Genomic DNA, 12588 nt, shown 5'->3' with positions numbered 1-12588 from the left:
TACGCATGACGGAACAGGGAATCGACAAGGCATCCAGTTTCGAGGCCGCGCGCGCCCGTCTGCTGGCACTCGCATATCGGATGCTCGGCAGTCGCGCGGAGGCCGAAGACGTCGTGCAGGATGTCTGGCTCAAATGGCACCTGGCCGATACGCAGGCGGTGCAAACGCCGGTCGCGTGGCTCACCACGCTCACCACGCGCACGGCGATCGACCGTCTGCGGCATGCACAGCGCGAGCGTGCGTCCCAGGCTAGCGGCTGGTTGCCGGAGCCGTGGCTCGACGAGGTCGCACCATCGGCGGAGGAGTTGGCGTTGCGAGCGGCAGATATGTCGTACGGCGTGATGCTGCTTCTCGAACATCTGAAACCAGACGAACGTGCGGCGCTCGTCCTGCATGAAGCGTTCGAGTGCGGTTATGCGGAAATCGCCTCGATTCTCGAGCGCACGCCGGCCGCTTGCCGGCAAATGGTTCATCGCGCCAAGGAGCGTCTGAGACGTGCGGGGGCGCCGTTGGAGCGGCCCGATCCGGCGGTGCATGGGCGAATCGTCGAGCGTTTGCGCGCGGCGCTCGAAGCGCAAGACCGGGCGGGCCTGCTACAGCTTTTCAGCGATGCGCCGCAACTGATCAGCGACGTACCTTTGTACGCTCCGCCCCCTCCGTTCCCCACAGCCAACCCGGCCCTTCGAGCACAAGGGCCAACGCCTGAAACCGAAGCGCAACGCGACCGCGAACCGGGTTCAGGTCCGAAGTGGATGGCTGTAGTCACATCGCTCGCGCAACAGGCGAGCCATGCGGAGGTGGTGTCGATGGCGGGTGCGGTGTGCATCGCACTGTTCTGCGACGGCGAGATCGTCGGGTTAATCGACGTGGTGACGGATGGCAAAACGGACCTTTCGGCGAAAATCGTCTCGCTGCGCATCCTGACCAGCGCCGCGCATCTGCAGGCGGCCAACCGGATGCTGGGCCGTGATGCGGTCACGGAACTGCTTGCCCGCATCAAGGACCATCCGGGGGCGTCAGTTACGGTGAGCCGCGACTTCCCAGTTGATGTCGACGCATAGCACCTGCGTACCATGCGACGTGTGCGCGGCAATCGAGGCGCTCACGCACAGATGCGCTTCGTTGATCGACAGATACGGCGGCGTCAGATTAACCCGCCCCGGTTGACGCATCGCCTGAATGAAGTACGGGCGGCGCTCCCAACTCGCGCCTTCGGAATGCAGCAGCGGGCTGAAGCGCTTTGCGCGTTGCGATGTGCGCCCCGGCGGCAGCACGTTGTCGCCGATCTGCCGCCCCGAACCATCCAAAACAAAGCAGCGCGCCGTTTCTCCGAGCGCGAGCAGAGGTGCGCTCGCCTGCGTGATCGATTCCCCGGCAACCAGCTGCGCGGCGGCTGCCTCGAGCGCCGTGACATACGGCGCGAGCCGCGCGGATTGCGCTTTCTCTCGAGCGGCAACGCGTTCGCGCAGCGAAGCGGAGAGCGAATCCATCAGGCCAGCGGCAACTTGCGGCTTGACGGGTTCGACGCTCGGACCCGCGAAAAATGCGCCCTGGACGAAGTCGACATTGCATTCGAGCGCGATCAGCGCATCACGTTCGGTGCTCAGACCGCCCATCAGCACCAGTTGCCCAGACTCGTGCAACAGAGAGACGAGGCCCGGCAGCACGCGCTCGATATGCGAGTGTTCACTCGCTTGCGCGAGGATGCAGCGGTCGAGCGTGACGATGTCCGGCCGCAGATTCCACACCCGGTCGATGTTCGAATGCTTGGCGCCAAAGCCGTCGAGTGCGATCAGGAAACCGGCCTTGCGCAGCGAATCGACGATTTCGGCGAAGCGCGTGGTTTCGCCGCCAGCCTGTTCGGATACTTCGAGCACCACGCGCTGCGGCGGCAGGCCGAGCGCCTTCAGGCTGGCAAGCAGCGCGTCGCCGTAGCTGGTGTCCATCAGTGCGGCCGGATGCAGGCTGAGGAAGAGCCATTCGTCGTGGCTGTCGAATGCGTTGAAGTTGCCGAGGTGCAGCGATTCGGCCAGCCGTCCGAGTTCCAGCAGATCGCCGCGTCGCGCGGCCTGCGTAAAGACTTCGTGCGAGGGCACTTGCCGCTCATGCTCGTCGTGCACGCGCAGCGACGCGTGATACCCGATCGCGCGCCGGTGCGATACCGAAAAGACCGGCTGAAACACGCTGAAAACGGTGTAGCCGCCATAGAGAACGGTACGCCGGGAGCCTTCGTCGCCGGCCATCGGGCGTGGTGGCTGGAAGCCGGGAGGATCGAGTTCGATCATGCTCATCGTGTCAGTCGTGTGGAAATGGCGGCGCTTGCTGGGCCAGGCAGGAGTTCGCGCGCGCAGACCAAGAGTTTACAGGATAGACGAGCAAGAACTATGCGCGTGTTCGAACAAAGCTCGAGCGTCCACCAGCAATGCTCCGAGGAAATCGTTGTGCGCCCGCCGCGGTACGAAGGCGATAACGCGCACTTCGCTGGTGCGGGACGCGCCCTGTTGCGGGTCGGCGACGCCGTGCAAGCGTGCTGCGTGCGGCGCGCGCGGAGCGATGTCCGGAAATCCGTTCGCGACTGCACGAGGATGCGTCGTCCTGGCTCGTGCGGCTTTCAAGTTCGCTCCGAAGGATCGGTCTTTTTCGCGGGCGTGCGAATCTCCGGCGACAACTGCGCAAAGATCCATGACGAGCATGCGGTGATGATGCCGACACAGAGGAACGTCGCATGAAACGCGGGCAGCGAATTGGCGCCAGTCGCGCGTTGCATGATGCCGGTAAAGGTTGTCAGCAACGCACCGGCCACCGTCACGCCGAGACTCATCGAAAGCATCTGCACGAGCGAAAACAGGCTATTGCCGCTGCTGGCGCCGCCGGTGCCGAGGTCCTTCAACGTCAACGTGTTCATCGCGGTGAACTGCATCGAGTTCACGCCGCCGAAGATCGCCAGTTGCACGAGCCGCAGCCACAGCGGCTGATGCGTGCTCGTGAGCGCGAAACTCGCCATCATCAGACCGACCAGAATCGTGTTCGCCATCAGCACGCGCCGGTAGCTGTACTTCAGAATCAGCTTCGTCACGAGGCGCTTCGTCGCCATGCCCGCGGCCGGCCACGGGCAGCATCATCAGCCCGGCTTCGAATGCGCTATAGCCGAGGCTCACCTGCAACAGCAGAGGAATCAGGTAGGGCATCGAGCCGCTGCCGATCCGCGCGAACAGATTACCGAGCAGCCCAACGCTAAACGTGTGGATCTTGAACAGATCGAGCGGGAAGATCGGCGCGGGCACGCGCACCGCGTGCAGCCCATACGCAACGAAGCACGCCATGCTCAGAATCAGCAGCACCAGCACCGTCGCATGTTGAATGCCGAACTCGGTGCGGCCGTCGAGCGCGAACGAAATCGCCACCATGCCCACCACCAGCAACAGGTAGCCGCCAAGGTCGAATTTGCCCGTGTGTTCGTTGCGGCTATCCGGCATGAAGATAAACGTCGCGATGCAGCCCACGATGCCCACCGGCACGTTGATCAGAAAGATCCAGTGCCACGACGCGATCTTGACGAGCCAGCCACCGAGCGTCGGTCCGATCAACGGTCCGATCAGCCCCGGAATCGCCACGAACGACAACGCCGGCAGATAGCGCTCAGCCGGGAAGGTTCGCAGCACCGCGAGCCGCCCAACCGGCAGAAGCATCGCGCCGCCCACGCCTTGCAGAACACGAAACAGCACCAGTTGGTTCAGCGTATGCGCGTTCGCGCACAGCAACGAGCCCACCGCGAACACGAGGATCGCACTGAAGAACACGCGCCGCGTGCCGAGTCTGTCGGCGAGCCAACCGGACACGGGGATCATCACCGCCATCGTCAGCGAGTAGGCGATCACCACCGATTGCATGCGCAGCGGCAGTTCGCCGAGGCTTGTCGCCATCGCGGGCAGCGCGGTGTTGACGATCGTCGAATCGAGCGTCTGCATGAAGAAGCCAGTGGCGACCAGCCACAGCATCACGGTCAGCGAGCGGGGCGAAGGACCCGAGGGGATATCGGGAGCGAGGGCGGGCGGAGGCGGCGTCGTGGACATATGAGGCGGCTGGGCGCGCTCGGTCGGGTTGGGACTCGCTATTCTAGGGAAAAGCGGGTCCCGGCGCAGCGGGCGGCGCAGCGTTGCGCGGGTGTCGGTGCTGCGTCACGGCCGCGCTCCGCGCCGTGTTCACGCATCAGGCGGCAACTGCGCCGCCGCATGAAAAAACGCCTGCGCACGTGGCTCGTTGCCAAACGCCACATGAATCCTGATCCACGGGCTCACCTCCCGGTTCGGCCTGAAGTGTTGTCCAGGCAGCACCGTCACTCCGAGGGGCACGCCGCATTCAACGAGCCGCTCGGCGTCCGCGACATGCGGCACGCGTGCCCACACGAACTTGCCACCCGCTGGTTCTTCGAAGATCTCCCAGCCGGCATCTTCGAGTGTCTGGACGGTCGAGCCGAGCGCGCCGCGCATCTGGCGGCGCAGTCGCTCCAGATATTTGCGATATGCGCCGCGCTCCAGCATCGACACCGCCACCGCTTCGGCAAAGCGCGAACAGCCGATGCTCGTCAGCATCTTGATGTCGACCAGGTCCTTGATGATCGCGTGACTCGCAACCACGTAGCCGACCCGCAGCGAAGACGACAGCGTTTTCGACAATCCGCCGATGTAGATCACCTGTTCGAGTTGGTCGAGGGTGGCCAGGCGGTCGGTGAGCTCGGTCTGAAAATCCGCGTAGATATCGTCCTCGATGATCTGGAAGCCATGCTCTCGCGCCATTTGCAGCAAACGGAATGCGACCTGCGGTGCGACCGTGGTGCCGGTCGGATTGTGGAACACGGTGTTGATGAGCAGCAATCTGGGCCGGTGCAGCTTCAGTTGCGCCTGCATCGTGTCGAGGTCGGGACCATTGCCGGTGCGTGGAATGCCGATCAGCTTCATGCCGTGCAGGCGCAACAGGCCGTACAGGTTGTAGTAACCGGGGTCCTCGACAAAGATCGTGTCGCCTGGCTTGAGCATGTAGCGCACCAGCAGATCGAACGCCTGGCTCGCGCCATTGGTGATCAGAATCTGCGATGCGTCTGCCTGGATGCCCAACTGGCCAATGCGGCCGCGCAACTGTTCGCGCAAGACCGGGTTGCCGAGCGGCGTCGCGTACTCGACCATGCTAGCCGGATCGGTTCGCGACACGTGGCGGATCGCCTGCGCAATGCCATCGATGTCGCGCCAGCTTTCGGGGATGAAACCGGTGCTGAGCTTCAGCGTTTCGCCCGGAAAGTTGAATTGCTCGAGCAGATGGTCCGACTCGACATCGGCGCGGCGCGGGTCCGAAGTGCCCTGGCAGCGCATGTCGGTCGGTTGGCGATCGGCGACGTAAAAGCCGGAGCCGTGGCGCGAGTCGACATAGCCGAGCGACACCAACCGGTCGTATGCCTCGATCACCGGAAAGCGGCTTACGTCGAAGTCGGCGGCGAACTGGCGGATCGACGGCAGCTTTGAGCCAGGATGCGCATTGCGCGAGCGGATCCACGCCGAGACGCCCGCGACGATCTGCTCGGTCAGCGGCACGCCGTTGTCCCGATCGAGCTGGATTTCGAGTTTCATACGCTTGCCTTCTGTCGCCGGCCTGCGAACGCGAAAGTTTTAAACCTGCGCCGCGCGAGCCATGCCAACTGTTCGGTTTTTTGACTGAACAGTTCCGATGAAAGTGTTCGGAACTGTGCATGGGTCTCCGATCATCGCACGTCAATAATCGGTACAACGGAAAGTTCATCGAGGAGAACGGCGATGCGAGAAGTGCGAGTTTTCGAGCTGGAACATGGCGAGCCCGTCACGGCCTGGCGGGTTGCGCGTCCGACGATTTTCAAGGTGATCAGCGGCAACGTCTGGCTGACCGTCGAGGGCGAGCATGAGGATCACTGGCTGGCGGCGGGGCAGTCGATCGAGTTGGCGCGTGGATCGGTGGCATGGATCAGCGCCGGGCGGGCCGGGGCGCGTTTTGCGCTGGCGAGCGGCTCGGAACGCAGGTTGCCGACGCTGCTATTCTGCTGGCCGATGCCGGCCTGGCTGGCGCGTCGGCCGGGCGTGGTCTGATGCAGGGCGAACGGCGAGCCGCCTCTTCCTGGTCCCTAAGCAGCACCTCCCGCCTCATACTCCCCGATATACCGCGCCCGCGGCCGGATCAACCGGCCATCGCGCGCCTGCTCCATCGCGTGCGCGATCCAGCCGACCACCCGCCCGAGCGCGAACAGCGTGAACGCGGCCCCGCTCGGCAAGGCGAGTACGCGCTCGATCGCGGCAAGCGCGAAATCCACCGTCGGCTCCGCGCCGGTCGTGTCGCGCACCGCTCGCGCGACCTGCAGCACCTCGTTGAGCGGCGAGCGGGCTGGCGCGCAGTCGGCGAGCATCGTCAGCAATAGCCGCGCGCGCGGATCACCGTCCGGATAGAGCGGATGACCGAAGCCCGACAACACCGGACCTTGCGCGCCGTGCTCGTAGCGCGCGAGACGGTTCGCCAGATAGCGGTCCAGTTCGGGTGAGCGCGACGCCTCATCGAGCAGCGCGGCGATGCGCACGGTTTCGCCGCCGTGACGCGGCCCAGAAAGCGCCGCGAGCCCGCCCGCGACCGCACCGAACAGGTGCGTGCCCGTCGACGTGATGCAACGGACCGTGAACGTCGACGCGTTCAGTTCGTGATCCGCGCAGGCGACCAAGGCCGCGCGCAGCAGTCCGCTTTGCTGACGGCTGCGCACCCGCCAGGCCGTCGCGATCTGCCGATGCAGCGGTTCGTTCGACGGCGCCGCCGTCAGCATCGCGGCGGCCAGCAGCCGCATCACGGCGCACGCGGTGTCGAGCTGCGCATCGCGGCCGAGCGCCCACACGCGCGGCATCTGCGCGGCGGCGGCCGGCAGCAGCACCAGCGCGCGATCGAGCGGCGCGCTGTCACTCCACAGCTTGAGCCACGCGGCCCATTGCGCGGGGGCGAGCGGCACGACGGGCGCATCGGCGATGCGCCGCGCGCTGCATTCCCACAACAGCGCCGCGACGTCTTCGAGTGACGCACTGCGCGCGAGCTCGATCGCATCGTGCCCGCGATACAGCAGCCGACCGTCCGCGACCAGCGTGATCGACGATTCGAGCACCGGTACGCCCCAGTCGAGCACCTTCTGCGCGACCTTGCCGGCGCGTTTGCCGTCCGCCTTGCGACGCGCGAGGCGGCGCACCTCGGCGGCATCGTAGAGCCGATGCCTGCCTTGCGCATCCGGCGACGAGCCGAGCATGCCTCGGCTTACATACGCGTACAGCGTCGGCAAGCTGACGCCGAGCGTTGCGGCCGCTTCGGCGGCGCTCAGGTAAATCGGGGCTGGCATAAAAGTGCGTATAAACCGAAGAAATCAATATATGTTGATTATCATAATCAAGATTGATTGCCGCAAGGCTCAAATTTAGACTCGGTGTAGCTGCTTCCTGTCCGCGCGGCCAGCGCGCCCGATCCCATGACGCCCGAACTCGCCCTCAAGCACATCTGGACCCTCGCCGGCTGCGATCCGGTCGCGCTGCACGCCGTGTCGCTCGCCGGCGCGGATCCCGGCTTGCCGTCGGTCTACCGTGTCGGCAGCCTCGCGGCGTCGACCATCGCCGCGACGGGCCTCGCCGCCGCCGAATACTGGCGCTTGCGCAGCGCTCGCCTGCAACAGGTGTCGGTGCAGATGCGTCGCGCGCTGGCGGCGTTTCGCAGCGAACGCTATTTGCGGATCGACGATGGGCCGCCGCCCGCGCTGCGCGATCCGGTCACCGGCTTCTATGAAACGGGCGACGGCCGCTGGATCCAGTTGCATACGAATTTCGCGCATCACTTGAAGGGCGTGCTCGAGGTGCTCGGTTGTGACAATGGGCGGCCCTCGGTGGCGGCCGCGATTCGCGGCTGGGAGGGCGCGACGCTCGATCAAACGCTCGCCGACGCGGGCCTGTGCGCCGCCTTGATTCGCACGCCCGACGAATGGGCCGCGCTCGAGCAGGCCAAAGCGATCGCGCGCTTGCCGCTGTTCGAGATCGAGCGCATCGGCGACGCCCCGGCCGAGCCGCCGCGCCACGCCGCCGCTGGCGCTGACCCCGGTATCGACCGCCCGCTCGCAGGTGTGCGGGTGCTGGATCTGTCGCGGATCATCGCGGGACCGGTGGCCGGCCGCGCGCTCGCGCATCATGGCGCGGACGTGTTGACGATCAACGGGCCGCATCTGCCGAACATCGCGCCGCTCGTGATCGACAACGGCCGCGGCAAGCGTTCGGCAATCGTCGATCTGCGCGAGGCGGCAGGCTGCGACACGTTGCGCGGACTCGCGCGCGACGCCGACGTGTTCCTGCAGGCCTATCGTCCGGGCGCGCTCGAGGCGCGCGGCTTCGGGCCGGACGAGCTGGCGCGGCTGCGGCCCGGCATCGTCTATGTCTCGGTGTGCGCGTACGGGCACACAGGGCCGTGGGCGCAGCGACGCGGCTTCGATAGTCTGGTGCAGTCGGCGAGCGGCATCGCGTGGACCGAGCGCGCGGCGGCGGGTTCAGCCGAGCCGCGGCATCTGCCGTGTCAGGCGCTCGATCACGCGACCGGCTATCTGGCCGCGTTCGGCGCGATGGTCGCGCTCGCGCGGCGCGCTCGCGAGGGCGGCAGCTGGCATGTGAAGGTGTCTCTTGCGCAGACGGGGCGTTGGCTGCGGTCGTTCGGGCTGCTGGCCGATGGGCAGCAGGCGCCCGAGGTGTCGCTCGACGATGTGCGCGATTGCGTCGCGAGCGTGCAATCGGAGTTCGGGCGTGTGCTTGGCGTGCTGCCGGCGGAGGAACTGGAGCAGACGCCTGCGTTTTATGCGCTGCCGCCGGCGCGCATCGGCGCGCACGAAGCCCGGTGGACGTGACGGTTGGAGCGGGCGGCGCGTTCAGGTTGGGAACGCGGCGTACCTGACCGCCCGCCGTGTCGCAGCTTACTTTCGCAACTCCGCCACGAAGTCGTAGTAATCGTTGCGGCAGTACGTGTCCGTCAGTTCGATCGCGCGTTGATCCGCCGTATAACCCACGCGCGTGATCAACAGCAACGCCTCGTTCGGCGCGATGCTCATCTGCTGCGCGATCTCGTCGCTCGCGTTCACCGCGCGGAAGTGCTGCAACGCGCGCACGATCGTCAGTCCGCGATTCTCCAGATACGTGTACAGCGAGTCGCCGATTGCCTGTGGATCGGGAATCACCGCGGCCGGGAACGTCGAATTCTCGACCGCCATCACGATGCCGTCGGCGAGCCGCAGCCGCCGCAGCCGCGTGACCGCGGCGGCCGGCGACAGACCCAGTTGGATCACCTCATCGCGATTGGCCGGCGAGATTTCGCGCGACAGCCACTTCGAACTCGGCGTGAAGCCGCGCCGCCGCAGCATTTCGCTGAAGCTCGACAGACGCGACAACGGATCTTCGTAGCGCGGCGTGATGAAGCTGCCCGCGCCTTGGGTGCGGCGGATCAAACCCTGCTCCACGAGCAGCGCGATCGCCTTGCGCGACGTGATGCGCGACACGCCGAGCGCCTCCGACAGCACGCGCTCCGAAGGCAGCGCCTCGCCGGCGTTCCAGCGGTTTTCGTGGATCGCGCTGCCGAGCTTGCGGGCAAGTTGCAGATAGAGCGGCGTGTCGTTTTCCGGGTCCGGGCGCAGGTCGCGCCAGCGGTCTTCCGAGGCAGAGGTCATGGGGCTCACGCAAGATGGGCAAGCGGCAATTTTAAAACATCGGCGCGTCCTGTTATAGCTGGCTTTTGCCAGGCGCGCCGTCGTGAGGCCGCGGAGCCGCTAAACTCGTCGCCAGGTTTTTAGTAGCATGCGTTGCGTGATGAGGCGGCGGGCCAGCGCATCGCATCTGGATCGAGCCACTTTCGAGGAGTCAGCATGACGAGCGAGATCGCAAGCGTGAGCCTGCCGGGCGGCGAGCGCATGCCAGCACTGGGGCAGGGCACGTGGGAAATGGGCGAGCAGCGGGCACGACGCGCGGCGGAAATCGATGCGCTGCGCTGCGGCATCGAACTCGGCATGACGCTGATCGATACCGCCGAAATGTACGGCGACGGCGCGACCGAGTCACTGCTCGGCGAAGCGCTCGCGGGTTTGCGCGACAAGGTGTTTCTGGTCAGCAAGGTGTATCCGCACAACGCCAGCCGGCGCGGCGTGATCGCCGCGTGCGAGCAGAGCCTGAAGCGTCTGAAAACGGACCGGCTCGATCTGTATCTGCTGCACTGGCGTGGCTCGGTGCCGCTCGCGGACACCGTCGACGGCTTCGAGGCGCTGCGGCGCGCGGGCAAGATCCGTCATTGGGGCGTCAGCAACTTCGATACCGACGACATGGAAGAACTCGTCGCGACGCCAGGCGGCGACGCGTGCGCGACCAACCAGATTCTGTACAACGTGGCGCGGCGCGGGCCGGAGTTCGATCTGTTGCCGTGGCTCGCCGCGCGCGGCATGCCGGCGATGGCGTACAGCCCGGTCGATCATGCGCGGCTGCCGAAACGCTCGCCGCTCGACGATATCGCCGACGCGCGCGGCGTCTCGGTGTTTCAGGTGGCGCTCGCGTGGGTGCTGGGCAAGCCCAATGTGTGCGCGATTCCGAAGGCGGCGCGCGTCGAGCATGTGCGCGACAACCATCGCGCGTCGCAACTGGTGCTGGAAGCCGGCGAACTCGCCGCGCTCGACGCGTACTTCAAGCCGCCGCGCGGCAAGCGTGCGCTGGAGATGTTGTAAGCGCCGGCGCGGCCGCCGTCCGTTGCGCAACGGCGGCGCGCGAGGCTCGAAGCGCTGTAGGCGTCGATGACGCCGCTCGCGCTGACGCGGCGCTCAGGTGCAGGGATGGTGCTGATGCACGGAGCCGAGCACGGCGACTTCGGCGGGGGTGTGCTGCAGCGCGTCGTCCGGCACCTGGGCGGCATCGGCGAGGAAATCGTCGACGATCGACGACACCGCCACGTCGCGCAGGCATAGCGACACGCGCTGCGTTTCGTTGGCGGGGAGGGTTGCTCGTTGCGAGAGGAACAGCACGCCGTATTGATAGCCGTGGATGATGCCGCGGATCGCGCCGACGCATTGCCCTTGCGCGACGTTGTCGTGGCGCTGTTTGCAGCTCTGGACGAGCGAGTAGGCGGAGAAGCTCGGGTCGACCGGTGGTGCCGCTTGCGACAAGGTTTGCGCCATTGGCTGCGCGGGTGTTTGCGCATTGGCGAGCGATGCGAGGCCCAGGGCGGCAGCGGTCAGCACGGCGGCTGCCGTGCGGGTCGCGGCGGGGGGGACGCTTCTATGCATGTTGTGGGCCCTCATATCGAACGATGAATTTGATATGAGGCGGTCGTCTCGGATTGGTTCCATAACACTCGCACGCAATGGAGGTTGTGTTCCCGCCGCTCGCGGTGCGGTTCGCGCGATGGCGCGAGGCGCGGCGCGCGCGCGCTCCGCGCCATTCCGTCAGCGCGCGCCGAAGGCGGGCGGGCCGCTCCGACCGGCCTCCGGCGGTGACGCCCGACCGGGGGATCGGGACATCACCGCCGTTGCCAGCGGATAGCGGACAGTATGCCGGGACATGTCGCTGGCGGGTAGGGCGCGGGGGCTCCCTACCCGGGGCAACGGGCGACGCCTAGTGCCCGTTCCCGCCACCGTTGCCACTGCCGCCGCTGCCGCCACCCTTGCCTCCGTGACCGCCGCCGAAGCCTCCGCCAAAGCCTCCGCCGAACCCGCCACCGAAGCCACCACCGAAGCCGCCACCATTCGCACCGCCGAAACCACCGCTAGGGCCACCGCTGGAGCCACCACCTGGGCCACCGCTGGAGCCTCCGCAACCGCAGCCGCCGCTCCTGCTGCCGCCGCTGCTTCCGCCTCCGCCGCTGCCTCCACCGCCGCTGCCTCCACCGCCGCCACCGCCGCCACCGCCGCCACCGCCGCCTCCGCCGCCTCCGCCTCCGCTTCCACCGCCACCACCACTACCGCTATTTCCCTTACCGCCCGTGCCCGCACCGCCACTCCCACTTCCGCTCCCTGAACCCGCCGCCCCGGCGCCGCTGTTGCCGCTTGCGCCAGCACCGCTATTGCTCGAACCCGCCGCGCCGCCATTACCGCTGCCGTTGCCACTGCCGCCGCCGAGCCGCCCGCAGCCCGGACCGCCGAGCCCGCCGCAGCCGGCCGGCGCGAACACCGAGGCGGCATCGTCGGCGGCCGTGGCCGTGCCAGCCTCGGCGCCGGTTGCCGCGCCGTCGTTCTGCGCGAGCAGCAGCGGCGTTGAATCGCCGGGTTGCACCCGCAACGCGTCGGCCAGCACAATCCAGCGAGGGATCACGTCCGTCGACGCCCCGTACGCGGTCCCGCCCGCCAACACCGCGACCCCCGCGAGGACCACCGCGCCGCGCATCATTGCACAGTAGTACTCATCTGATTTTCCGGTCTTCATCGCGCGTCTCCAGAGCGAAGGACGGTACCTCGCTGCCGCCTTCGCGAGCTGCCCCAGCGCCGGCCAACCTGTCTGCACGCGGGTCTTGTCGAACCCCCGGTCCGTTGTGTCGAAGTTGTCC

General features: G+C 66.8%; 10 protein-coding genes and 1 pseudogene. 4 read left to right on the top strand and 7 right to left on the bottom strand.

The genetic code is table 11. From position 1 onward, the window contains the following. Positions 1-5: 5 nt before the first annotated feature. Entirely contained in the window at positions 6-1061 is a 1056-nt protein-coding gene (locus OKW40_RS12925; protein ID WP_429404635.1) for a sigma-70 family RNA polymerase sigma factor, read from the top strand. Here the strand turns inward: OKW40_RS12925 and OKW40_RS12920 are convergent. The 3 genes and pseudogenes from OKW40_RS12920 to OKW40_RS12910 all read right to left on the bottom strand — a co-directional run bounded on the left by OKW40_RS12920 (position 1017) and on the right by OKW40_RS12910 (position 5621). Beyond that, positions 1017-2291, bottom strand: a complete 1275-nt coding sequence (locus tag OKW40_RS12920) for an EAL domain-containing protein (protein ID WP_429490055.1) — start codon at positions 2289-2291, stop codon at positions 1017-1019. The two genes, OKW40_RS12925 and OKW40_RS12920, sit on opposite strands and share 45 nt — an antisense overlap. A 320-nt stretch (positions 2292-2611) precedes the next feature. Beyond that, positions 2612-4073, bottom strand: a pseudogene (gene mdtD / locus OKW40_RS12915) (multidrug transporter subunit MdtD). A gap of 129 nt (positions 4074-4202) precedes the next feature. Then, positions 4203-5621, bottom strand: a complete 1419-nt coding sequence (locus OKW40_RS12910) for a PLP-dependent aminotransferase family protein (protein WP_184058205.1) — start codon at positions 5619-5621, stop codon at positions 4203-4205. Between the two features lie 183 nt (positions 5622-5804). Here OKW40_RS12910 and OKW40_RS12905 point away from each other — a divergent pair, with 183 nt between their 5' ends. Further along, positions 5805-6110 (top strand): DUF2917 domain-containing protein, encoded by a 306-nt coding sequence (locus tag OKW40_RS12905; protein WP_429490053.1) that lies wholly within the window; start codon positions 5805-5807, stop codon positions 6108-6110. A 35-nt stretch (positions 6111-6145) separates the two neighbouring features. On the opposite strand, the gene OKW40_RS12900 is transcribed toward OKW40_RS12905, so the two are convergent. After that, positions 6146-7387 carry a citrate/2-methylcitrate synthase gene (locus OKW40_RS12900; RefSeq protein ID WP_429490052.1) on the bottom strand — a complete coding sequence of 414 codons (1242 nt, stop codon included), beginning with the start codon at positions 7385-7387 and terminating at the stop codon, positions 6146-6148. A 126-nt stretch (positions 7388-7513) separates the two neighbouring features. Between OKW40_RS12900 and OKW40_RS12895 the strand changes: the two genes are divergently transcribed. After that, complete coding sequence (locus OKW40_RS12895) at positions 7514-8923, top strand: CoA transferase (RefSeq protein ID WP_184058199.1); 1410 nt, start codon at positions 7514-7516, stop codon at positions 8921-8923. A gap of 66 nt (positions 8924-8989) precedes the next feature. Here the strand turns inward: OKW40_RS12895 and OKW40_RS12890 are convergent, their stop codons facing one another. Continuing rightward, positions 8990-9736, bottom strand: a complete 747-nt coding sequence (locus OKW40_RS12890; protein WP_013090333.1) for a GntR family transcriptional regulator — start codon at positions 9734-9736, stop codon at positions 8990-8992. Positions 9737-9931: 195 nt separating this feature from the next. Between OKW40_RS12890 and OKW40_RS12885 the strand changes: the two genes are divergently transcribed. Then, positions 9932-10777 carry an aldo/keto reductase gene (locus OKW40_RS12885; protein WP_184023089.1) on the top strand — a complete coding sequence of 282 codons (846 nt, stop codon included), beginning with the start codon at positions 9932-9934 and terminating at the stop codon, positions 10775-10777. A 93-nt stretch (positions 10778-10870) separates the two neighbouring features. Here the strand turns inward: OKW40_RS12885 and OKW40_RS12880 are convergent, their stop codons facing one another. Both OKW40_RS12880 and OKW40_RS12875 read right to left on the bottom strand, forming a co-directional pair. Continuing rightward, positions 10871-11332: a Rap1a/Tai family immunity protein gene (locus OKW40_RS12880; protein WP_090801594.1), complete on the bottom strand. Its 462-nt coding sequence runs from the start codon at positions 11330-11332 to the stop codon at positions 10871-10873. Positions 11333-11660: 328 nt separating this feature from the next. Beyond that, a complete protein-coding gene (locus OKW40_RS12875; protein ID WP_429490049.1) occupies positions 11661-12467 on the bottom strand; it encodes a hypothetical protein in 807 nt (268 codons plus the stop codon). Positions 12468-12588: the final 121 nt, after the last annotated feature.

The sequence above is a fragment of the Paraburkholderia sp. RAU6.4a genome (assembly GCF_050435625.1).
Taxonomy (GTDB): Bacteria; Pseudomonadota; Gammaproteobacteria; order Burkholderiales; family Burkholderiaceae; genus Paraburkholderia; species Paraburkholderia tuberum.
Note: the sequence above shows the minus strand (reverse complement) of the source record. Positions and strands in the feature narration are given on the sequence as shown.